Raw genomic sequence first — 21,357 nt, 5'->3', positions numbered from 1 at the left:
TTTGCGGCCTCAGTTGCGGTAGAGCGCGTCCATCCGCTCGCCATAACGCTCCTTGAGCTTGTGGCGGCGGATCTTGAGGCTGGGGGTCATTTCCTCGTTCTCGATCCCGAAGGGTTCGTCCGCGAACGTGAACTGGCGGACCTTCTCGATCACCGAAAGGTCGGTGTTGACGCAGTCTATCGCCGCGCGGATCTCCGCCCGGAACGCCGGGAGGCCTTGCAACGCCTTGAAGTCGAATTTCTCGCCGTTGGCCTTGGCCCATTCCAGCGCCCAGTCGGCATCGGGCACGATCAGGCCGACGATGTAGGGACGGCGGTCGCCGTGGACCATGGCCTGCGCGATCTCGGGCTGCAGCGTCAGCATCGACTCCACCTTCTGCGGAGAGACGTTGTCGCCCTTGTCATTGACGATCATGTCCTTTTTGCGGTCGGTGATCATGATCCGGCCGCGACTGTCGATATGGCCGATGTCGCCGGTATGGAGCCAGCCGTCCCGGAGCACGGCATCGGTGGCGGCAGCGTTCTGCCAGTACCCCTGCATCACCAGCTCGCCGCGCACGAGGATTTCGCCGTCCTCGGCAATCCGCACTTCGACATTGCGAAGCGGCGGCCCGACGGTGTCGTGCTTGATCCCGGCGGCGGGACGGTTGCAGCTGATCACCGGCCCGGCCTCGGTCTGGCCATAGCCCTGCAGCAGCGTCAGCCCCATCGCGTCGAAGAAGGCGCCGATCTCGGGATTGAGCGGCGCGCCGCCCGAAACCAGGGCCTTGATGCGGCCGCCGAACTTGGCGCGCACCTTGGGCCGCAGCGTCCGTTCGATCACCATGTCGAGCGGGTAGTCCAGCAGACGGCGACGGCCGGCCTGCTCGCGCCCGGCAATGCCCAGTGCCATTTCCATCAGGCGCGCGGGAACGGCGCCCTGCTTCTCGATCTGCTTCATGATGCGCGTGCGCAGCACTTCGAAGAGGCGCGGGACGACCACCATGATCGTCGGGCGCACTTCCTCGATATTGGAGGCCAGTTTGTCGAGACCCTCGGAGTAGTAGATCTGCCCGCCCATGGCGATCGGCAGGTACTGGCCGCCGGTATGTTCGTAGGCATGGCTGAGCGGGAGGAACGAGAGGAATATCTCGCCTTCGTCGCAGCCGAAATCGTCGAAGATGATCTGCGCGCAGCCGGCGACGTTGGTCAGGATCATGCCGTGGTGCTGGCGCACCCCACGCGGCGCCCCGCCGGTGCCGCTGGTATAGATGATGCAGGCAAGGTCGCGGCGGCGGAAGTCGGCCACCCGGCTGTCGATTTCGGCGCGCGCGAGAACGGCGTCGCCTTCGAGGAGGCCCGCCCAGTCATGGACCTCGTAGGCGCCGCCCTGCATCTGCGGCAGTGCTTCCATGCCGATGACATGGCGGCACAAGTCCGTCTGGACGATAGCCGGAAGCAGCGCCTTGCCCAGCTTGGCCGTGGAGACGATCGCCGCGCGCGCGCCGGAATTCTCCAGTATATGAATGTGATCGCGCGTGGTGTTGGTGGTGTAGGCCGGCACGGTGACGCAGCCCGCCGCCATCACGGCCAGGTCGGCGATGCACCATTCGGGCCGATTTTCCGACACGATCAGCACGCGGTCCCCGGCCTGCAAGCCCATGCGCCGGAGCGAGGCAGCCATCAGCGAGACGCGGCGCGCCACCTCGGCCCAGCTCGTGGACAGCCATCGGCCGTCCTGCTTGGACCAGAGCATGGGCGAATCGCCCAATCGGTCTGCTCGCTTGAGGAACAGCGATACCAGGTTGGTGCACTTGTCGAAGTCACCAAGATCCATGCCGAGCCCCGTCCTCTCTATTCACGCGGAATTGTCCGTTCCGATCAACGTCTAGGCGCGTGGAGTGGTTGCGACAAGCAGAGCCGCATCCGTACTTGCACCCATATAGGTGGCTTTTGACGCTATTCGGACCCTACGGCATCCGCGATCGTGGCGAAGCCGTCGCGCTTCATCAGCGCTTCCAGCCCCTGGCAGAGCGCCCTGGCCATGCCCGGCCCCTCATAGACCATGGCGCTGTAGACCTGCACCAGGCTGGCGCCCGCGCAAATGCGGGCCCAGGCGTCTTCCGCCGTGGCGATGCCGCCCACGCCGACCAGCGGCACGGCGCCGCCCGTGGCCTTGCGGAAGTCCCGCAGGCGCTGCTGGGCCAGATCGCGCAGCGGCGCGCCCGAAAGCCCCCCCGTCTCGCCGCGGTGGGGCGAGTGCAGGGTCGGCCGCGAAATCGTGGTGTTGGAGACGATCAGCGCGCCCAGGCGCTTGTCGACGGCAATGCGGGCAATGGCGTCGATATCGGCCGGTTCGAGGTCCGGCGCAACTTTGAGGAAGACCGGCGGGCCGCCCTCGCCGCAGACCTCGGCGCGGGCTTCGAGCACGGCATCGAGCAGCCCGGTCAGCGCCGATTCGTCCTGGAGCGCGCGCAGGCCGGGCGTGTTCGGGCTGGAGATGTTCACGGCCAGATACGTCGCCAGCGGCGCCATGAGGCGGGCCATCGTCGCATAGTCAGCGATGCGGTCGGTCGCGTCCTTGTTGGCGCCGATGTTGATGCCGACGACGCCGGGACGATCCCGGCGCGCCGTCAGGCCTTCCAGCGCCACTTGCGCGCCGCGGTTGTTGAAGCCCATGCGGTTGATCACCGCGCGGTCCTCCACCAGGCGGAACAGGCGCGGCTTGGGATTGCCCGCCTGCGGCAGCGGCGTGATCGAGCCGACTTCCGCGAAGCCGAAGCCCAGGCCCAGCAGCGCGTCAGGCACTTCCCCGTCCTTGTCGAAGCCGGCCGCCATGCCAACGGGGTTGGGGAAAGCGATTCCCGCGACTTGTGTGGAGAGCGAGGCGGGGAATGCCGGCGCGCGAGTCTTGCCCGCCATTTTCAGCGCCTTGAGCGCAAGGCCATGCGCCGATTCGGCGTCGAGACGGAACAGGGCGGGTCTGATCAGGGAGTAAAGCACGGGTGCCGCATAAACGGCTCGGCGCTGTTGCTCAAATGCTTCTTATCCTGCGTGACGTTCGCAAAATCGGTTTTCCGGCGTCACCGCCAGAGCACGCATGTCGCAATTATACAATAAATCGCCGAGGGCCCGGCATACAGGAGAGTTGCGACCCGAAGGGCTCGTAGCGGGATGCGCACGAGTTCTTTATTACCTTACGGCGGTTCCCGATCCTGATCGGGGACCGCCTTTTTTCTTTGGATTTCCCCATTCGCCGGCGCGAACTCTCTCCAAAAGCGAGAAATTTGCAACAGCCCGATCGCTTTTGTCGCACAAATCCTGTGCGAAACTCCATTGAAACCGGAGGGGTCCTGCACTAGGTGGCACAAATCGGAAAGATTTGATCCACTTTAACCGCAGAGACGTGAAAGCCGCAGATATGCGCCTGTCCAGCATGGCCGACTACGCCGTTGTCATCATGTCCGCCGCGACTCGGCATTCGGGCACTTGTGCGCATCACCCCCAGGATTCGCGGATGAGCCGCATCTCGGCAGGCCAGCTTGCCGAAGACACCGGCCTTCCTGCTCCCACCGTTCAGAAGCTGGTGAGCAAACTGACCGCTGCGGGGTTGCTGCAATCGACCCGCGGCGTTGGCGGCGGGCTGAAACTGGCCCGCGCACCCGAAACGATTTCGATTGCGGATATCGTGGAGGCAGTGGAAGGGCCGATCGCGCTCACCGCCTGCCTCGAACAGGGCAAGCACGAATGTACGCTGGAAGGCGGATGCAGCGTGCGCCCGCACTGGCCGCAAGTGAATGCGGCACTGCGCGGCGCATTGGCGCAAGTGGTCCTGACCCAGCTCGTCGAGGAAGTATGAATGACTGACGAAACCTCCCCCGAGGGCACCATCGAGGTGCGCGAAGTCCATGGGGACAACCGCCGCGATGGCGAGGCCCGCGACGTAGAAGTGCGCGATCAGGCCGCGCGCGAGGCTGCGGCCCGCGTGGCCGATTACGAGCACGGCTGGGTGGCCGACATCGAGCAGGAATATGGCCCCAAGGGCCTGTCCGAGGATACCATCCGTTTCATCTCGGCCAAGAAGGACGAGCCGGAGTGGATGCTCGACTGGCGCCTTAAGGCCTATGCCCGCTGGCTGGAAATGACTCCGCCGGACTGGGCCAAGCTGAACGTGCCGCCGATCGACTACCAGGAAGCCTACTACTGGGCCGCGCCCAAGAAGAAGCCTTCGCTCTCCAGCCTGGACGAAGTCGATCCCGAGATCCTCAAGGTGTACGAGAAGCTGGGCATTCCGCTGGAGGAGCAGAAAGTGCTCGCCGGCGTCGAAGGCGCGCGCAAGGTGGCCGTGGACGCAGTGTTCGATTCGGTTTCCGTCGCCACCACCTTCCGCAAGGAACTGGAGCAGGCGGGCGTGATCTTCCGCTCGATCTCCGAAGCGATCCGCGAATATCCGGAACTGGTGAAGAAGTGGCTCGGCCGCGTCGTGCCCGTGCAGGACAACTACTTCGCAGCGCTGAACTGCGCGGTCTTTTCCGACGGTACCTTCGTCTACATTCCCGAAGGCGTGCGCTGCCCGATGGAGCTGAGCACCTATTTCCGCATCAACGCGGAAAACACCGGCCAGTTCGAACGGACCCTGATCATCGCCGAGAAGGGCAGCTACGTTTCCTACCTCGAAGGCTGCACCGCGCCGATGCGCGATGAAAACCAGCTTCACGCGGCGGTGGTGGAACTGGTCGCGCTGGAAGATGCCGAGATCAAGTACTCGACCGTGCAGAACTGGTACCCCGGCAATGCCGAGGGCAAGGGCGGCATCTACAATTTCGTGACCAAGCGCGGCCTCTGCCAGGGCGCCCGCTCCAAGATCTCTTGGACGCAGGTGGAAACCGGCTCCGCGATCACCTGGAAGTACCCCAGCTGCGTCCTCAATGGCGAGGATTCGGTGGGCGAGTTCTACTCGGTGGCGGTCACCAACAATTACCAGCAGGCCGATACCGGCACGAAAATGATCCACAACGGCAAGGGCAGCCGCTCGACGATCATCTCCAAGGGCATCTCGGCCGGCAAGAGCAACAACACCTATCGCGGCCTCGTGCGCGTGGCCGCCAATGCCGAAGGCGTACGCAACTTCACCCAGTGCGATTCGCTGCTGCTGGGCAAGGAATGCGGCGCTCACACCGTGCCCTATATCGAAGTGCGCAACCCCAGCGCCCAGATCGAGCACGAGGCGACCACCAGCAAGATCAGCGACGACCAGCTGTTCTACGCCATGCAGCGCGGGCTCGATACCGAGCAGGCGGTGGCGCTGATCGTCAACGGCTTCGCCAAGGAAGTGCTTCAGCAATTGCCGATGGAATTCGCCGTCGAAGCGCAGAAGCTGCTGGGCATCTCGCTGGAAGGTTCGGTGGGTTGATGTTGACGCCTAGCGATACAGCAAGGCGCATCAACTCCCCTCTCCTTCAGGGGAGGGGCCGGGGGTGGGGGCTATCCGTCACCCGCAACGCCGAGATCGCACAATTCGCCCGCGAAATGCGCAATGAGCCGACCGAACCGGAAAAGCGCTTATGGCGCGCCCTGTCGCGCTCGCAGCTAGGCGGCTTCAAGTTCCGTCGGCAGGCGCCAATCGGCCCGTTCATTGCGGATTTTCTCTGCCCGCAGAAAGCGCTGGTCGTGGAAGTCGACGGCGAGACGCACGATTCCGAATGCGACCGCAAGCGTGACGCGGCGCTCGCCGGGATGGGGTTCGCCACCATCCATGTCACCAACACCGAGGTGATGCGCAATATGGAAGGGGTTCTGACCGTGGTCCTGAATGCTCTGCACGAAGCGTCGGATCGTTGGGCTACCCCCCACCCCAACCCCTCCCCTGAAGAGGAGGGGCTTTCTGGTACTTCTTTCATCCAAGGACTTAATCCATGACCGCCGCCCGCAAGACCCTTGGCATCAGCAAGGACTCCGCGCCCAAGGCCGACGCCAAGGCCAGCTTCAATGTGACCGGCGCACGCCTGGAAACGCTCAAGGAGCGGGCCAAGGAACAGCGCCGCAACCCCAGCGAGGCGCAGAAGGCGCTCTGGGCAGAGCTGGCCGGCTCGAAGCTGGGCGGCGTGAAGTTCATCCGCCAGTCGGTGGTCGGCTCGGCCATCGTCGACTTCGCCTGCCCTTCGCGCTGGATCGTCGTGCAGCTCAGCGCCGACGATTCCAACCCGGACGTCAACGAATTGCAGGACCGCAAGCTCACCGAAGTGGGCATCCGCGTGCTGCGCTTCTCCGAGGACGAAGTGCTGGACCGCGTGGACAGCGTCGTTCGCGAGATCACCACCGAACTCAACGTGCCTTTCGACAAGCGCTCCGCGCGCCGGAAGGCCGGAACCACTGCCACTCCCCGTTTTGACGAGGGCCGCTTCGACGAGGGCTCCGAAGGATGACCATGCTCAAGATCGATAACCTTCAGGCCAATGTTGCCGGAGCCAACGTAAACCGGCCGATCCTCAAGGGTCTCTCGCTGACGATCAATCCAGGCGAGATTCACGCGATCATGGGCCCGAACGGCGCGGGCAAGTCCACCCTGGGCTACACGCTCGGCGGCCGCCCCGGCTATGAAGTGACCGGCGGTTCGGTGGATTTCATGGGGCAGGACCTGCTTGAACTGGAACCGCACGAGCGCGCCGCCGCCGGCCTGTTCCTGGGCTTCCAGTACCCGGTCGAGATCCCCGGCGTGTCCTTCGTCCAGTTCCTGCGCGAATCCGCCAATGCCCAGCGCAAGAGCCGCGGCGAAGAAGTGCTTTCGGGCGGCGAGTTCCTGAAGCTGGCACGCGAAAAGGCGGGCCTGCTGCGCATGGACATGGACATGCTGAAGCGCCCGGTGAACGTGGGCTTCTCCGGCGGCGAAAAGAAGCGCGCCGAGATGGTGCAGATGGGCATCCTCGACCCGCGCCTGGCCATCCTGGACGAGACCGACTCCGGCCTCGACATCGACGCCCTGCGCATCTGCGGCGAAGGCATCAATGCGATCATGCGCGCGCCCGACAAGGCCGTGCTGCTCATCACCCACTACCAGCGCCTGCTGGACTACGTGAAGCCGGACTTCGTCCACGTCCTGGCCGACGGCCGCATCGTCAAGACCGGCGGCGCGGACCTCGCGCTGCGGCTTGAGGAAGAAGGCTACGAAGCCGTGGTGCAAGAGGCGGCCGCATGAGCGAAGTCGCTGCTCTCCCGACGCGGAAGCACGAAGACTTCCGCTATTCCGACATCGACGCGCTGGCCGGCGTCTGGCCGATCGCGCGCGAGAGCATCGTCGTGGCGGACGGCGCCGAGGATTCGCTCCAGATCGTCGAGGACGGCGCAGAAGCCGTCGCCCGGCACCTGGTGATCTCGCTGGGCAAGGGCGCGAAGTTCGATCTTCGCGTGCTTTCGGCCGGGCCGGTCTATGGCCGCATCGCCGTCGACGTGCGGCTGGCCGAAGGCGCGGACTTCACTCTGGGCGCGGCGCAGCTTGCCACCGGCAGCGAGACGCTGGAAGTGGTCACCGAAGTCACGCACGCCGGGCTGAACGCCACGTCCAGCCAGATCGTGCGGACGGCGCTGGCCGGCCATTCCGTCGGCACTTACCTCGGCCGCATCGCCGTGGAGCGCGGGGCCGACGGCACCGATGCCGAACAGTCGGTCCGCGCCATGTTGCTGGACCGCACGGCCACCGCCAATGCCCGGCCGGAGCTGGAAATCTACGCCGACGACGTCAAGGCGGCGCATGGCTGCGCGGTGGGCGAACTCGATGCCGGCGGCCTCTTCTACCTGATGAGCCGCGGCCTTACCCCGCCCGAAGCGAAGCGGCTGATGCTCCAGGCCTTCATCGCCGAAGCCTTCACCGGCGCGCCCGGCGAGGCGGAACTGAGCGCGGCGGCCATCGCCCGGCTGGAGCAGATCCTGTGAGCGATCTCGTGCGCGAAGCCGGAGACGTGCTGGCCGTGAAGGGCGAATTCCCGGGGCTGGCCTCGGTGGATGGCGCCGCCGACTGGCACTATCTCGACACCGCCGCCACCGCGCAGAAGCCGCAGGCGGTGATCGACGCCACGGTCAATGCGCTGGGCCGCGACTACGCGACCGTGCATCGCGGCGTCTATGCCCGGTCGGCCGAGATGACCCTGGCCTTCGAGGCCGCCCGCCGCACCGTCGCGGAATTTCTCGGCGGCCGGGAGGACGAGATCGTCTTCACCCGCGGCGCCACCGAGGCGATCAACCTGGTGGCCCAGACATGGGGCGTGCAGAACCTCAAGGCGGGGGACCGCATCCTCGTCTCCGTGCTCGAACACCACTCCAACATCGTGCCGTGGCAGCTTCTGCGCGACCGTACCGGCGTGGAAATCGACGTCTGCCCGCTGACCGCCGACGGCAGCATCGATCTCGAAGCCGCCGAACGCATCCTGACGCCCGCTCACAAGCTGGTGGCCTTCGCGCATGTTTCCAACGTGCTCGGCTCGGTGCTTCACGTGGAACATGCCGCGCGCCTGGCCCATGCCGTGGGCGCGAAGCTGCTGGTCGACGGCTGCCAGGCCGCCCCGCGCATCGCACTCGACATGAAGTCGATGCAGGCGGACTTCTACGTCTTTTCGGCCCACAAGCTCTATGGTCCCACCGGGATCGGCGCGCTCTGGGCGCGCAAGGACATCCTCGATGGCATGCCCCCGTGGCAGGGCGGCGGGTCGATGATCGACCGCGTGACCTTCGAGAAGACCACTTACGCCCCCGCGCCGCAGCGCTTCGAGGCCGGCACCCCGATGATCGTCGAGGCCATCGGCCTGGCGGCCGCCATCGACTGGCTCCGCGCCTTCGGTCTGGACCGGGCGGAGGCCCATGAACGCCACCTCGCCGCCAAGCTGCGCGAGGAACTCGGCAAGCGCAACGACGTCACCCTGTTCGGCCCGGCCGATTCGGTGGGCATCGTCAGTTTTGCGCTCGACGGGGTGCATCCGCACGACCTCGGCACCATATTGGACGAAGAGGGCGTTGCGATCCGGGCCGGCCATCACTGCGCACAGCCGCTGATGGACCACCTGGGCGTACCCGCTACGGCCCGCGCAAGCTTCGGCCTCTACAGTGATGACAGCGACATCGAGGCGCTCATGAAGGGTATCGAGCGCACCCGGAGAATTTTTGGATGAGTGACGACACTTCCGCTTCTGGCCCCGGCTTCACCGTCGAGGAAGTCGATTCGGTGACCCCCGCGCCGCGTGCGCGCGTGGAGGATGCGCCCGATCAGCAGGTCCCTGGCGAACAGGGCGCTCCCGAGCGCCGGCGCGACTATCTGGACGGTTTCCTTGCCGAAAAGCCTCAAGGCATCGACCCCGGCCAGCCCGGCGGCGCGATCTACGACGGCGTCATCGATGCGCTGAAGGAAATCTTCGATCCGGAAATCCCGGTGAACATCTACGATCTCGGCCTGATCTACGGCGTCGACGTCTCGCCCGAATCCTCGGTCGCGGTGACGATGACGCTGACCACGCCGCATTGCCCGGTGGCCGAATCGATGCCCGGCGAAGTGGAGATGCGCGTGGCCGCCGTGCCCGGCGTGCGCGATGCAGAGGTCAATCTCGTCTGGGATCCGCCGTGGGACATGGCCAAGATGTCGGATGAGGCGAAGCTCGAACTGGGCATGCTCTGATGAGCTCGCTTGCCCCCACCGTCACCGTGCGTTCTGTTTCTGTCAGGCTGGCCGATTATGCCGACGCGGCCGATGCCGCGCGCGTGGTCACGCTGCTCGACAGTTATGCGCGCGATCCGATGGGTGGGGGCAAGCCGCTTTCCGAAGACGTGCGCGCGCGGCTGGTCTCCGGCCTTGCCGCCCATCCCGGCGCGTTCTCGCTACTCGCCTTCGAGAGTGACGAGGGAGCCGAAGGCCGGCCGCTGGGCCTTGCCAACTGCATCACCGGCTTCTCGACGTTCGCGGCCCGGCCGCTGGTGAACATCCATGACATAGCCGTGCTGCCCGAAGCGCGCGGCAAGGGCGTGGGACGCGCGCTGATGCTGGCCGTCGAGGAAGAGGCCCGCGCGCGCGGCGCCTGCAAGATCACTCTCGAAGTGCTGAGCGGCAATGCGACCGCCAAGGGCCTCTACGCCTCGCTCGGCTACGGAGACTACGCGCTGGACCCGGAAGCGGGCACGGCGCTGTTCTGGGACAAGAAGCTATGACCACGACCACTTCTGCGAATCCTGGCGTAAAGCCGGCGCGCCAGCGCCCGGCCGCCGTGATCCTTACCGCCAATGCCGAAGCCCGCATCGCCAGGCTGATGGGCGAGGCGCCGGAAGGCACGATCGGCGTGCGTCTTTCCACCCCGCGCCGCGGTTGTTCGGGCCTGGCCTATTCCGTCGACTACGTCAGCGAGGAAAAGCCCTTCGACGAGAAGATCGAGACGCCCGGCGGCATCTTCTACATCGACGGTGCCTCGGTGCTCTACCTGATCGGCTCGATCATGGACTGGAAGGAAGACGACTTCACCGCCGGTTTCGTGTTCGAGAATCCCAATGCCAAGGGTTCCTGCGGCTGCGGTGAGAGCTTCACGGTCTGAAGCCCCGCTTCCGGGAGCGCTTCTCCCGGAAAATGCCTACTTGCGGAGCGCCGCGATGCAGGCGGCGCGATCGACATCCTGCCCGTCCGAAACCCGCCGCGCATCGATATAGGATGCGCGCGGCTCCTTCGTGGCGGCGGAAGGGTAGAGATAGACGTCCAGCAGGCACGCCTTCCCGGTGAACTGCAGCTTGCGGGCATCGCCTTCCCAGACGTTGAGCCGCGGCTCCCCGAACATCCGCACGAGCTGGCTCTCGCTCGATCCGATCACCCCTTCGGCACCGGGAATCGCCTGGAAACTGGGGTCCCGCGCGGTATGGGTCGGCTGGCGCACATTGGGTATCTGCGTGCCCCGCTTGGGCGGATGCTGCGCCGTGGCCACGCCGCCGGACGTGCTGGCGCACCCTGCCAGCAGTACGGCAAGCCCTGCCGCGGCAACAACGCCCCGCAAGTGGGCGGTGGCGCATCGCAGGCGGGTGGGAGCGATCATCGGAATGGCGTGAAGCGCCGAACGGTCTTGGGTCATGACATCTCACCGCATTGCGCGGGCCAGTGGTGCTGTCAACTCTCGCCGCGCTTGCGAAGCGGCGGCCCGCGCGCTACTCGCGACACAACCTCCAGACAATCCAAGGACTCCTTTTCGCATGGCTCAACCCACCGTGCCGCCCACTTTCGACGTGATTGCCATCGGCAATGCCATCATCGACGTGATCGCCAACTGCAGCGACGCGCTGATCGACGAGCTTGGTCTCTCGCGCGGCGGCATGATGCTGATCGACGCCGATCAGGCCGAAAGCCTCTACGAAGCCATGGGCCCGGCCCGCGAGATTTCCGGCGGTTCGGCCGCCAACACCCTGGCCGGCCTGGCCGCGCTCGGTGCGAAGTGCGCCTTCATCGGCCAGGTCGCGGAAGACCAGCTGGGCGACGTCTTCACCCATGACATCCGCGCCGGCGGCATCGCCTTCGACGTGCCCGCCCGCCCCGGCAACCCGCCGACGGCCCGCTGCCTGATCTTCGTGACGCCGGACGGCCAGCGCACGATGAACACCTTCCTCGGCGCCTCGCACTACCTGCCCGCCGAAGCGCTGGACGAAAGCGCCGTCGCCAATGCGGCCGTGCTCTATCTCGAAGGCTATCTCTGGGATCCCGAGGAACCGCGCGCCGCGATGCGCAAGGCCATCGAGGCCGCCCGCGGGGCCGGTCGCAAGATCGCCTTCACGCCTTCCGAATGCTTCGTGATCGACCGTCACCGCGCCGATTTCCTCGACCTGATCGACACCGGCAAGATCGACGTGCTGTTCTGCAACGAGCACGAGATGGCCGCCCTTGTCGGTCATGACGATTTCGAAAAGGGCGTCGCCCAGCTCGCTCCGAAGATCCCCGTGCTTGTCGTCACGCGCGGTGCCGAGGGCGCGGTCGCGATCTCGGGCGACCAGCGCGCCGAAGTCGGCGCCGAGCCGATCGAGCGCGTGGTGGACACCACCGGCGCCGGCGACCTCTTCGCGGCCGGCTTCCTGTTCGGCCATGTGCGCGGCAAGAGCCTGGAAGAATGCCTGCAGTACGGCGCGATCTGCGCCTGCGAGATCATCTCGCACTACGGCGCGCGTCCCGAAGCGGACCTCCAGGCGCTGATTTCCGAACGCGTCGGCTGATCGCTTCGGCTTCGGCTGGAAAAAGGGGCTCCATTCGCAGGAATGGGGCCCTTTTTGCATGGCGTTGACGCCGGCCTCTCCGCAGGACACGTTGGTCCACCGTCCTCAACCGGAGCGCCCATGGCCAAGCACGATCCCGCACTGATCGACTTCGAGGCGAGTTGCCTGCCCGAATATGGCCAGTCCTATCCGATCGAGGTCGCCGTGGCGCGCATCGACGGGGAAAGCCGCTCCTGGCTGATCAAGCCCCCGCCCCGCTGGCAGACCTGGGACTGGTCCGAAGAAGCGGAATCGCTCCACGGCATCAGCCGCGCCATGCTGGCATGCGACGGACTGCCGCCCGCGCAAGTCTTCGCGGAGATGGTGGCGTTCGTCGGTACGTGCGAGGTCTATTCCGATGCCGACCTCGATGGCTTCTGGCTGGAAGTGCTGTGTGAGGAACTGGACGAAAAGCTGCCGTTCCCGATCCGCTTCCTGGGCGAATGGATGGCCGCGCGCGGCCTTACCCGAGAGCAGGTCGACGCCGCGCTGGAGGAAGCCAGGCGCCGCCTGCCCAAGGCCCACCACGCGCGCGAGGATGCCAAACGGCTCGCGCTGGTCGTTCGCCTGTTGATCGAGGAACAGCCCGCATGAATCTTCGCGAAGCCCTGCTGGTGCGCATCCACGTTCCGGTTTCGCCGGAGACCTTTCGCGCCATGCTGGCAGGCGACGTCGCCGCCGGCGAGCGCGACCCGGTCCTGGCCGCGATCCTGGCGGTCGTCCGCGCCGACAATCCGCTCGGCGATTTCGGCCTCTACAAGGGAGTCGCCGAGATCGGCCTGGGGTGGGAGAGCTTCCAGCCCGGGCCGGACGCAAGACCGGCGCTGGGCGAAGCGGCCATGACCAGCCTCTCCCCCACCGTGATCCTGTCCCTCCACGCGCCCTGCAGCGAGGAAGACCCGGAATTCCTGGAGGCGATGGACCGCATCATGGCGGCCCACCCCTGGGAAATCCCGGTGATCGAAATCGCACCGACCTGGCTGGCCGAGCGCGGTCAGTAAGTATCCGCTTGCGGCATCGCGCCGTCCCGCCCCGCCGGTTCCGACAGGGCCTGGCCCTGGGGCGCCAAAGGCTGGGTGCTGGGCTGGGCACCGGGTTGGGCTGACTGGAACCGCGCGAGGCACTCGGCCTTGCGCTGCTCGCGGGCGTCGGAATAGCTTTGCGCCGTCTGCCCCGGCAAGGCGCAGTCGCGCTCGGGCCGGATCGGCACCTTGGCCCGGCAGCCTTCCTCGGTGGCGAACAGGTTGTCGGCACAATCGGCCAGTGCCGAGACATCGGCATCGTGCTGCGCGCGGCAACTCGCCGTCCAGCGCTGCTTGTAGGACAGCTCCGCGAAGTTCAGGCAGTCCTGATACTCCTGCTGAGCCGCTTCCTGTCGGCGCGACTGCTCGGCCTGCTCGCGCTGCTGCGCCTTGGCCACGGCGTCTTCCTGCTTCTGCCGGGCTTCCTGCTCGGCAGCCACACGCGCTTCCTGGCGGGACGCCTGACCGGGCAGGAACACCCCGTAGTAATAGCCGACGCCGGTGCCGGCAAACACCGCCGCCACCGCCAGCGCCACCTTCAGGATCGAATCCGCCTTACTGGTCATGGGCCTTCTCGCGCGCCACTTCGCGCCAGCCGATGTCCCGGCGGCAGAAGCCGGTCGGAAAATCGAGCGCATCCACGGCCGCATAGGCCCGGCCCTGCGCCTCGGTGACCGACGCGCCCCGCGCCGTCACGTTGAGCACGCGGCCACCGCTGGAGACGAGCACGCCGTCCTTCACGTCGGTGCCGGCGTGGAACACCTTGGCGCCATCCGCCTCGGCCGCCGCGATGCCGCCGATCGCGCCGCCCTTCTCGGGTGTGCCGGGGTAGCCATTCGCGGCCATCACGACGGTCAGCGCCGTGTCGCGGCTGAAGCGCGGCGCCGCGATCGCGGCAAGGCGGTTGTCGGCGCAGGCATGGAGCAGCTCGACGAGATCCGATTCGAGGCGCAGCATCATCACCTGGCACTCGGGATCGCCGAAGCGGCAGTTGTATTCGATCAGCTTGGGACCTTCGCGGGTCAGCATCACGCCCAGAAACAGCACGCCGGAGTAAGGCGTGCCTTCGTTTTCCAGCGTCCGCACGGTCGGCGCGATGATGCGTTCGAGCACTTCGGCTTCCAGCATCGGCGTCAGCACCGGCGCCGGGCTATAGGCGCCCATGCCGCCGGTATTGGGGCCGGTGTCGCCGTCGCCCACGCGCTTGTGGTCCTGCGCGGAGGCGAAGGGGACGATGGTGGAACCGTCGGTCAGGGCGAAGAAGCTGGCTTCCTCACCTTCCATGAATTCTTCGATCACGGCTTCGGCGCCGGCCTCTCCGAAGCGGCCCGAGAAGATCTCGCGCACGGCTTCCTCGGCTTCGGCCATGGTCATCGCCACGGTCACGCCCTTGCCAGCGGCCAGGCCGTCGGCCTTGATCACCACCGGCGCCCCGAATTTCGCCAGCGCGGCCATCGCGTCCGCTTCGTTGGCGACGCGGTCGTAACCGGCGGTGGGAATGCCCGCGCGTTCGCACAGGTCCTTGGTGAAGCCCTTGGAGCCTTCGAGCTGGGCCGCCGCCTGGCTCGGTCCGAACACCGAGAAACCCTCGCCGCGCAGGGAATCGGCAAGGCCGTCGACCAGCGGGGCCTCGGGGCCGATGACGATCAGGCCGACCACGTTGCTCTCGCAAAAGGCGATGACGGCCGCGTGATCGGTGACATCCAGCGAAATGCAGCTTGCGACCTCGGCAATGCCCGGGTTACCCGGCGCGGCCCAGAGGGTCTCGCAGAGCGGGGATTGCGCCAGCTTCCAGGCCAGCGCATGTTCGCGGCCGCCAGAGCCCAGAAGAAGGATGTTCATTAGCCGTGCCTTTCGATGACGACGAATTCGATGATGGTCGTTCGGGTGGGCTGGTAGCGAAGCAAGCGGCCGGGGACAACGCTGCGCCGCTCTCGATCAGCGAGATTTCGAACCTTTTAAAGCGCACCGTGGAAGACCGCTTCGGCTTCGTGCGCCTGCGCGGAGAGCTTTCGGGCGTGAAGCGGGCGGCCTCGGGCCACCTCTACTGCGCGCTCAAGGACGACAAGGCGGTGATCGACGGCGTCATGTGGCGCGGCGGCGCGCAGCGGCTGGCCTTCCGCCCCGAAGACGGCATCGAGGTGATCGCCACCGGCAAGCTCACCACTTATCCCGGCCGCTCCAAATACCAGGTCGTCATCGAGACCATGGAGATCGCCGGCGAAGGCGCACTGCTGGCGCTGCTGGAAAAGCTGCGCGCCCGCCTTGCCGCCGAAGGGCTGTTCGCGCCCGAACGCAAGCGTGAGCTACCCTTCCTGCCGCGCGTGATCGGCGTGGTCACCTCCCCCACCGGCGCCGTGATTCGCGACATTCTCCACCGCCTGGACGACCGCTTCCCCAGCCACGTCCTGGTCTGGCCGGTCCTCGTGCAGGGCGAAGGCTCGGCGCAGCAGGTGGCCAATGCCGTGCGCGGTTTCTCCGCGATCCGGCCCGGCGGCCCGGTACCGCGCCCCGATCTGGTGATCGTGGCGCGCGGTGGCGGTTCGATCGAGGACTTGTGGTCGTTCAACGAGGAAGTCGTGGTCCGGGCCGTGGCGGAATCGTCGATTCCCGTGATTTCGGCGGTCGGGCACGAAACCGACACCACGCTTTGCGACTATGCTGCCGACCGCCGGGCGCCCACGCCCACTGCAGCCGCCGAAATGGCCGTGCCGGTGCGGCTGGAACTGGCCGCCACGCTGGACGAACTGGCCTATCGCAAGCGCCGCTGCGCGCTGCGCCCGGTCACGCTCGGCCGCGAACGACTGGAAGCGCGGGTGCAGCGTCTCCCCCGGCCCGAGGCCATTCTCGCCGCCAAGGCGCAGAAGCTCGACGAACTTTCCGAACGCCTGCGCCGCGGCCTGCGCGATGAAGCGGCGGCCAAGCGCGAACAGCTGGGCCGCACCGCCTCCCGCCTGTCACTGCCATTGCTGCGTCACCGGGTGGAGCGCTGCGACGAGCGGCTGACGCGCGTCGGCCTGACCGCGCGCCTGCTGACCCGCCGCTGGACTCTGGCGCGCGACAGTCTGGCACCGGTTTCCCGCGTGCTGCCGCAGCTTGACCCGAAGCGCCCGCTGGAGCGGGGCTATGTCCTTGCCAAGGGGCCGGACGGCCGCGCGCTGACCAGTCGCGAAGCGGCGGCGCGGGAATCGCTGCTGACGTTGGAATTCCGGGACGGCGAACTGACGGTCGCCGTCGGCACCGAAGCGCCGGTCCTGGCCGCCACGACGCCTGGAACCGTCGCCGAACCGGCACCTGAAACACCGGCGTCCAAGCGCCCGGCACGACCGAAGGCGGGCGAGCCGAGGCAAGGCGATTTGTTTTGAACCGCCGGCTCTGCTAGGATTTCGCCCATGCTTATGTCTTCTGCCGACCGCCCCGCCAAGCTCGCCTACGGACCCAATGGTTTCCGGGTGCTGAGCGGCGGACACTTCGTGCTCTGCGCCGTCACCGGCGAGAAGATTCCGCTGGAGGAACTCCGCTACTGGAGCGCCGAATTCCAGGAGCCTTACGCCAGCGCCGAAATCGCGACCAAGCGTCTCACCGCCAAGGCATGAAGGCCCGCAAGGCCTCAAGGGCATCGCTGATCCCGGCCTCGCTGGTTCTCGGCGGCCTGGCGGCTGCCGGTGCGATGCTGGCGTGGAGCGGCCTCGCGGCCCAATCGACGGCGCCGGTGGCGCCTGCGGCTGTCCCGGGCACCCTGACTTATAGCGGGGAACTCACCCAGGGCGGCTGGGTCCGCGGCAAAGTACCTGCCGGCACGAGCGCTCTGGCGCTGGGCGGTCAGCCGGTGCAGATCGCGCCGGACGGCACCTGGTTCGCCGCCTTCGACCGCGATGCCGGCACCATCGCCACGCTGACGGCCACGCTCGCCAACGGCCGCCGCATCACGCAGCCGATTTCCGTCTCGCCGCGCGCCTGGCAGATCGAGAACGTCAATATCGCCCGCAAGCCAGGCGGCCCGACCGAAGCCTTCATGGCCCTGCGTCGGCCCGAACTGGACCGCATCAACGCCGCGCGGGCGATGAAGACCGACGCCCAGGGCTGGCGCCAACATTTCATCTGGCCCGCCAAAGGCCGCATTTCCGGCCGTTTCGGATCGCAGCGCGTCTATCGGGGCGAGCCCGGCGCCTATCACTCGGGTCTCGACATCGCCACCGGCACCAGCGGCACGCCTTTCGTTGCCCCGGCCGACGGCGTGGTGATCCTGGCCGCCGAGAAGCCGTTCACGCTCGAAGGCAACCTGCTGATGCTGGACCATGGCATGGGCCTCAATAGCGCTTTCCTGCATTGCTCCGAGATCCTGGTGAAGCCGGGCGAACACGTCCGCCAGGGCCAGGTGATCGGCAAGATCGGCATGTCCGGCCGGGCCACTGGACCGCATCTGCACTGGTCGATCAAATGGAACGAGGCGCGGCTGGACCCGATCCTCTTCACCGGCCCCCAGACCTGAACCGATGAGATTGCGCCGATAATATCGGCAATTCCGCAAGGCTGCAGCGAAAGCGGGTTGCAGCCTTCGCCGGAATGCTTATCCCGCCCTTGTGCGCCGCACCATTGCCCTCCTCGTCTTGCTGTCCCTGCTGCCGCTGACCTGGGGGCATGCGCCGCAGCACAAGAAATTCAAGACATTCGAACTGTCGTTCGAGCAGCTACCCCTGCCTGCAGCCCGGCGCGCCGACCCGCGTCTGGGATCGTTCAAGCTGGAGGAAGTCTGGCAGGCGCATAGCCGTACCCACTCCTTCGGCAGCTATTCCGCGCTGCTGCTGCGGCCCGGCGGCATCATGCTGGCGCTCAGCGATTCGGGCGGATTTCTGGAGTTCAGGGCACCCGGACAGTCGCAGGCGGAAAGCCGCATGGGCGACCTGCCCCTTTCCAAGGATGCGGACAAGGCCGCGCGCGATGTCGAATCGGCCACGCAGGACGAAACCGGCATGATCTGGCTCGGCCTGGAGGGGCGCAACGCCGTCTACCGGATGAATCCGGACTACGAGATCGAACGCCGCGCCAGCCCGCCGGTCATGGCGGACTGGGGAGTCAATTCCGGTCCCGAAGCGCTCACGCGCCTTCATGACGGGCGATTCGTGCTGCTGCGCGAAGGGTATGTCGGCTGGAGCGATCACCTGCACCAGGCCGCCCTGTTCGGCGGAGATCCCACTCTGAACCCGAACGGGCAGGGCTTCACGCTCGATTCGCCTGCGGGCTTCAGCCCCACCGACATGGCGCAAATGCCGGACGGCCGGTTGCTGATCCTGATGCGGCGCCTGATCTGGCCGATGCCGCAACGATTCGCCGGCCGAATCGCGATCGGCAATCCGGCGGACATCCGCCCGGGCGGCACTTGGAAAGTCACCGAGGTTGCGCGGCTTTCGTCCGATCTGCCCATCGACAACTTCGAAGGCATCGCAATCGCCCCGCAGGAGAGCGGCAAGCTGACCGTCTGGCTGATCTCGGACGACAACTTCTCCCCGCTCCAGCGCACGCTGGTGTGGAAGATGAGCGTCGACCCAGCCGAACTGCCGTAAGCCCGAACCGGCATTCGCTGCCGCGCGGAAACGGCTTCCGCCTGCTCTTGAGACAACAGGAACCGAGCCCCGCCTTCAGCGGCGCGGCGGATTCATGGAATTCAAGAGGAATGGGCGCGCTGCAAACCGGGAAACCGATCCCAGCCGGGCATGCGAAAAGGCGCGCAAGTCAAGCTTGCACGCCTTTTTGCGAAACCGTGTTCTTCACGCTCCCCGTAGGGAGCGGGAGAATCAGGCGGCCTGCTGCTTCTTCAGCTCGCGCTTCACCTTGACGGCGCGCGCGCTCAGCTTCGTGTCCGAAGTCTTCAGCAGCCAGTTGTCGAGGCCACCGTTGTGCTCGACCGAACGCAGGCCGTGGGTCGAGACGCGGAACTTGAAGCTGCGCTCAAGACCGTCCGACAGCAGCGTGACGTTCTGAAGGTTGGGAAGGAAGACGCGCTTGGTCTTGTTGTTGGCGTGGCTGACGTTGCAGCCGACCTGGCGGCCCTTGCCGGTCAGTTCGCAGATGCGGGACATGTCTACTCTCGCTCGAAAAAGTCTGTGGCCGTAAATACGGGAAGGCGCGCCCTTAGCGATTCCCCGGGTGAAGGTCAAGTTGCGCACAGCTTTTTGAAGGTCTAGCGCATGGCCATGACCCGCTGGCCCCTGCCCGAATACATGGAACTCGCCCTGGCGCAAGCCCGGGAAGCCGCCGATTCCGGCGAAGTGCCGATTGGCGCGGTCGTCGTGAAGGACGGAAACGTCATCGCCACCGGCCGCAACGGTCCGCGCGAGCGCCACGACCCTACCAGCCACGCCGAAATCGAGGCGATTCGCGCCGCGGCGCTGATTCTCGGCAATGAGAGGCTGGAGGGATGCGAGCTATGGGTGACGCTGGAGCCCTGCGCCATGTGCGCGGGCGCCATCGTCCACGCGCGAATCGCCCGGCTCTACTATGCCGCTTCCGATCCCAAGGGCGGCGCGGTCGAGCACGGCGCGCGCGTGTTCGAGCACGACCAGTGCCTGCACAAGCCGGAAGTCTATTCGGGAATCGGCGAATCGGAGGCCGCGGAGATGCTCCGCAGCTTCTTCCGGGCGAAACGGTGACCGGCGACTAGCTGAAAATGCTCTGGTCGTCCGGCGCGATGCCGCCCTTGCGGGCGAACCAGGCGCGGGCATCGCTGCGGAACAGGAAGGCCACTGCGGCGACCTGCAGCGCGGTTATGACCAGCGCGAAAGCCATGTTCCCTATCCCGCGTTCGGCAAGGACCGGGACCATGGGGATCGTCACGAGCATGCCCAGCACCGTCATCACCGTGAGTATCCACCTGGCCGCGTTCCCTGCCCTGCGGGAAATGAAGAACCACAGCGCCAGCATCAGCGCAAAGCTGAAGACCTGAATGCCCACGATGAAGCCCATTCCCAGCCCCGAGCGTGCCAGCCTGGGATCGGCAAGCGTGTCCTGCATCGACAGGACGGCATTCACCCCCGCCAACACCAGGGAGCCGAGAAAGAATCGATCGAATTGAATGATGGAATTCGGACGCAAGGCGGTGTCCCCCGTTTCCCCTCCCCCCTTTGGGCGAGGTCGAGGGAACATGGCGGCGCGCACTCCCGTCCGCAACCGCTTCTAAAGCGGCGAGAAATCCAGCCCGATATCGGCCGCCGGGGCGCTTTGAGTGAGGCGGCCGACGGAGACATAGGTGACACCCGAAGCGGCGATGGCACCGATCGTGGAGAGATTGACACCGCCCGAAGCCTCGGTCGGCACGCGGCCTGCGACGATGGCCACGGCTTCGCGCAGGGTATCCGGCACCATGTTGTCGAGCAGGAGGTGATGCGCGCCGGCGGCGATGGCGGGTTCGATCTGGTCGAGATGGTCCACCTCGCAGATGATCTGCGCCACGCCCGCCGCCTTGGCGCGCGCCACCGCCGGGCCGACGCCGCCCGCCACCAGAACATGGTTGTCCTTGATCATGGCCGCGTCCCACAGCCCCATGCGGTGATTGCGCGCGCCGCCCATGCGGGTCGCGTACTTTTCGAGGTGGCGCAGGCCGGGAATGGTCTTGCGCGTGTCGAGCAGCGTCGCGTGCCCTTCCATGGCATCCACATAGGCCCGGGTCATCGTTGCGATGCCGGAGAGGTGCTGGACAGTGTTGAGAGCGGAACGCTCGCCGGTCAGCATGGCGCGGGCATTGCCGGTGAGGCGCATGAGCTTGGCGCCGGGTTCGACCGGGGCGCCTTCCTCGACGAGAATCTCGATCTCCATCGCGGGATCGAGAGTGCGGAAGAAGGCCTCGGCAAGGGGCAGGCCGGCAACGATGATGGCATCGCGCGAATCCATCACGCCGGAGAACCTGGCCCCGGCTTCGATCACGCTTTCCGAGGTAACGTCATGCCCGCCACCCGGAAGCCCCACGCCGAGGTCCTCGGCAAGCGTTGCATCGACGAAGGCGGCAAGGTCGAAACCCGGGATCGCGAATGTGCTCATGCCCGCGTCTTTCGCGCGTCGTGACGGGGTTGTCGAGTATGGAAGAGAGGATTCGCGCAGAGACGCAGAGG

General features: G+C 66.5%; 26 protein-coding genes. 18 read left to right on the top strand and 8 right to left on the bottom strand.

Annotation, left to right across the window (positions count from 1 at the left end; translation table 11 throughout):
* Positions 1-9: 9 nt before the first annotated feature.
* Together AC1VV3_RS10090 and AC1VV3_RS10085 are read right to left on the bottom strand one after the other, a co-directional pair.
* Positions 10-1,815 carry an AMP-dependent synthetase/ligase gene (locus AC1VV3_RS10090; protein ID WP_482961677.1) on the bottom strand — a complete coding sequence of 602 codons (1,806 nt, stop codon included), beginning with the start codon at positions 1,813-1,815 and terminating at the stop codon, positions 10-12.
* 122 nt (positions 1,816-1,937) lie between these two features.
* The gene (locus AC1VV3_RS10085) at positions 1,938-2,981 is read right to left on the bottom strand and encodes a quinone-dependent dihydroorotate dehydrogenase (protein ID WP_482961676.1); all 1,044 of its coding nucleotides are present in this window, start codon (positions 2,979-2,981) and stop codon (positions 1,938-1,940) included.
* A 418-nt stretch (positions 2,982-3,399) separates the two neighbouring features.
* Here AC1VV3_RS10085 and AC1VV3_RS10080 point away from each other — a divergent pair, with 418 nt between their 5' ends.
* From AC1VV3_RS10080 to AC1VV3_RS10035, 10 genes are all read left to right on the top strand, one after another.
* Complete coding sequence (locus AC1VV3_RS10080) at positions 3,400-3,837, top strand: RrF2 family transcriptional regulator (RefSeq protein WP_132269998.1); 438 nt, start codon at positions 3,400-3,402, stop codon at positions 3,835-3,837.
* Positions 3,838-5,391, top strand: a complete 1,554-nt coding sequence (gene sufB / locus AC1VV3_RS10075) for a Fe-S cluster assembly protein SufB (protein WP_243841080.1) — start codon at positions 3,838-3,840, stop codon at positions 5,389-5,391.
* Between the two features lie 116 nt (positions 5,392-5,507).
* Positions 5,508-5,897, top strand: a complete 390-nt coding sequence (locus tag AC1VV3_RS10070; protein WP_465127712.1) for an endonuclease domain-containing protein — start codon at positions 5,508-5,510, stop codon at positions 5,895-5,897.
* Positions 5,894-6,403, top strand: a complete 510-nt coding sequence (locus AC1VV3_RS10065; RefSeq protein WP_314467907.1) for an endonuclease domain-containing protein — start codon at positions 5,894-5,896, stop codon at positions 6,401-6,403. The genes AC1VV3_RS10070 and AC1VV3_RS10065 overlap by 4 nt, the downstream gene beginning before the upstream one ends.
* 2 nt (positions 6,404-6,405) lie before the next feature.
* Positions 6,406-7,173 (top strand): Fe-S cluster assembly ATPase SufC, encoded by a 768-nt coding sequence (gene sufC / locus AC1VV3_RS10060; protein WP_465127711.1) that lies wholly within the window; start codon positions 6,406-6,408, stop codon positions 7,171-7,173.
* Positions 7,170-7,907 (top strand): SufD family Fe-S cluster assembly protein, encoded by a 738-nt coding sequence (locus AC1VV3_RS10055; RefSeq protein ID WP_132269964.1) that lies wholly within the window; start codon positions 7,170-7,172, stop codon positions 7,905-7,907. Before sufC ends, AC1VV3_RS10055 begins: the two co-directional genes overlap by 4 nt.
* 26 nt (positions 7,908-7,933) lie before the next feature.
* Positions 7,934-9,136, top strand: a complete 1,203-nt coding sequence (locus AC1VV3_RS10050; protein WP_482962088.1) for an aminotransferase class V-fold PLP-dependent enzyme — start codon at positions 7,934-7,936, stop codon at positions 9,134-9,136.
* Entirely contained in the window at positions 9,133-9,636 is a 504-nt protein-coding gene (locus tag AC1VV3_RS10045; protein ID WP_431568031.1) for an SUF system Fe-S cluster assembly protein, read from the top strand. The genes AC1VV3_RS10050 and AC1VV3_RS10045 overlap by 4 nt, the downstream gene beginning before the upstream one ends.
* Complete coding sequence (locus tag AC1VV3_RS10040; RefSeq protein WP_482961675.1) at positions 9,636-10,163, top strand: GNAT family N-acetyltransferase; 528 nt, start codon at positions 9,636-9,638, stop codon at positions 10,161-10,163. The genes AC1VV3_RS10045 and AC1VV3_RS10040 overlap by 1 nt, the downstream gene beginning before the upstream one ends.
* Positions 10,160-10,540 carry a HesB/IscA family protein gene (locus tag AC1VV3_RS10035; protein WP_314467900.1) on the top strand — a complete coding sequence of 127 codons (381 nt, stop codon included), beginning with the start codon at positions 10,160-10,162 and terminating at the stop codon, positions 10,538-10,540. Before AC1VV3_RS10040 ends, AC1VV3_RS10035 begins: the two co-directional genes overlap by 4 nt.
* A gap of 36 nt (positions 10,541-10,576) precedes the next feature.
* On the opposite strand, the gene AC1VV3_RS10030 is transcribed toward AC1VV3_RS10035, so the two are convergent.
* Positions 10,577-11,065, bottom strand: a complete 489-nt coding sequence (locus AC1VV3_RS10030; RefSeq protein WP_431568034.1) for a hypothetical protein — start codon at positions 11,063-11,065, stop codon at positions 10,577-10,579.
* A gap of 118 nt (positions 11,066-11,183) precedes the next feature.
* Between AC1VV3_RS10030 and AC1VV3_RS10025 the strand changes: the two genes are divergently transcribed.
* The 3 genes from AC1VV3_RS10025 to AC1VV3_RS10015 all read left to right on the top strand — a co-directional run bounded on the left by AC1VV3_RS10025 (position 11,184) and on the right by AC1VV3_RS10015 (position 13,231).
* Positions 11,184-12,191 (top strand): adenosine kinase, encoded by a 1,008-nt coding sequence (locus AC1VV3_RS10025; RefSeq protein WP_132269957.1) that lies wholly within the window; start codon positions 11,184-11,186, stop codon positions 12,189-12,191.
* Between the two features lie 120 nt (positions 12,192-12,311).
* Positions 12,312-12,824, top strand: a complete 513-nt coding sequence (locus tag AC1VV3_RS10020; protein ID WP_482961674.1) for a 3'-5' exonuclease — start codon at positions 12,312-12,314, stop codon at positions 12,822-12,824.
* Positions 12,821-13,231 (top strand): YqfO family protein, encoded by a 411-nt coding sequence (locus AC1VV3_RS10015; protein WP_134094862.1) that lies wholly within the window; start codon positions 12,821-12,823, stop codon positions 13,229-13,231. Before AC1VV3_RS10020 ends, AC1VV3_RS10015 begins: the two co-directional genes overlap by 4 nt.
* Here the strand turns inward: AC1VV3_RS10015 and AC1VV3_RS10010 are convergent.
* Positions 13,225-13,818, bottom strand: coding sequence for a hypothetical protein (locus tag AC1VV3_RS10010; protein WP_442047022.1), 594 nt, complete (start codon positions 13,816-13,818; stop codon positions 13,225-13,227). The genes AC1VV3_RS10015 and AC1VV3_RS10010 overlap by 7 nt on opposite strands.
* On the bottom strand, positions 13,808-15,094 hold the full coding sequence (gene purD / locus AC1VV3_RS10005; RefSeq protein ID WP_132269950.1) for a phosphoribosylamine--glycine ligase: 1,287 nt from the start codon (positions 15,092-15,094) through the stop codon (positions 13,808-13,810). The genes AC1VV3_RS10010 and purD overlap by 11 nt, the downstream gene beginning before the upstream one ends.
* Positions 15,095-15,099: 5 nt before the next feature.
* Between purD and xseA the strand changes: the two genes are divergently transcribed.
* The 4 genes from xseA to AC1VV3_RS09985 all read left to right on the top strand — a co-directional run bounded on the left by xseA (position 15,100) and on the right by AC1VV3_RS09985 (position 18,816).
* On the top strand, positions 15,100-16,617 hold the full coding sequence (gene xseA / locus AC1VV3_RS10000) for an exodeoxyribonuclease VII large subunit (RefSeq protein ID WP_482961673.1): 1,518 nt from the start codon (positions 15,100-15,102) through the stop codon (positions 16,615-16,617).
* A 27-nt stretch (positions 16,618-16,644) separates the two neighbouring features.
* On the top strand, positions 16,645-16,848 hold the full coding sequence (locus AC1VV3_RS09995) for a DUF2093 domain-containing protein (protein ID WP_132269946.1): 204 nt from the start codon (positions 16,645-16,647) through the stop codon (positions 16,846-16,848).
* Positions 16,845-17,744 (top strand): M23 family metallopeptidase, encoded by a 900-nt coding sequence (locus AC1VV3_RS09990; RefSeq protein WP_482961672.1) that lies wholly within the window; start codon positions 16,845-16,847, stop codon positions 17,742-17,744. Before AC1VV3_RS09995 ends, AC1VV3_RS09990 begins: the two co-directional genes overlap by 4 nt.
* 91 nt (positions 17,745-17,835) lie before the next feature.
* A complete protein-coding gene (locus tag AC1VV3_RS09985; RefSeq protein WP_482961671.1) occupies positions 17,836-18,816 on the top strand; it encodes an esterase-like activity of phytase family protein in 981 nt (326 codons plus the stop codon).
* Between the two features lie 231 nt (positions 18,817-19,047).
* On the opposite strand, the gene rpmB is transcribed toward AC1VV3_RS09985, so the two are convergent.
* The gene (gene rpmB / locus AC1VV3_RS09980) at positions 19,048-19,332 is read right to left on the bottom strand and encodes a 50S ribosomal protein L28 (RefSeq protein ID WP_132269943.1); all 285 of its coding nucleotides are present in this window, start codon (positions 19,330-19,332) and stop codon (positions 19,048-19,050) included.
* A 114-nt stretch (positions 19,333-19,446) separates the two neighbouring features.
* Here rpmB and AC1VV3_RS09975 point away from each other — a divergent pair, with 114 nt between their 5' ends.
* The gene (locus AC1VV3_RS09975; RefSeq protein ID WP_132269941.1) at positions 19,447-19,902 is read left to right on the top strand and encodes a nucleoside deaminase; all 456 of its coding nucleotides are present in this window, start codon (positions 19,447-19,449) and stop codon (positions 19,900-19,902) included.
* A 7-nt stretch (positions 19,903-19,909) separates the two neighbouring features.
* On the opposite strand, the gene AC1VV3_RS09970 is transcribed toward AC1VV3_RS09975, so the two are convergent.
* Positions 19,910-20,290, bottom strand: a complete 381-nt coding sequence (locus AC1VV3_RS09970) for a hypothetical protein (RefSeq protein ID WP_482961670.1) — start codon at positions 20,288-20,290, stop codon at positions 19,910-19,912.
* 135 nt (positions 20,291-20,425) lie between these two features.
* A complete protein-coding gene (gene nadC, locus AC1VV3_RS09965) occupies positions 20,426-21,286 on the bottom strand; it encodes a carboxylating nicotinate-nucleotide diphosphorylase (RefSeq protein ID WP_482961669.1) in 861 nt (286 codons plus the stop codon).
* Positions 21,287-21,357 lie beyond the last annotated feature (71 nt).

The sequence above is a fragment of the Novosphingobium sp. BL-S-34 genome (assembly GCF_056857015.1).
The sequence above is the reverse complement of the archived record's forward strand: the minus strand, read 5'-3'. Positions and strand labels throughout refer to the sequence as shown.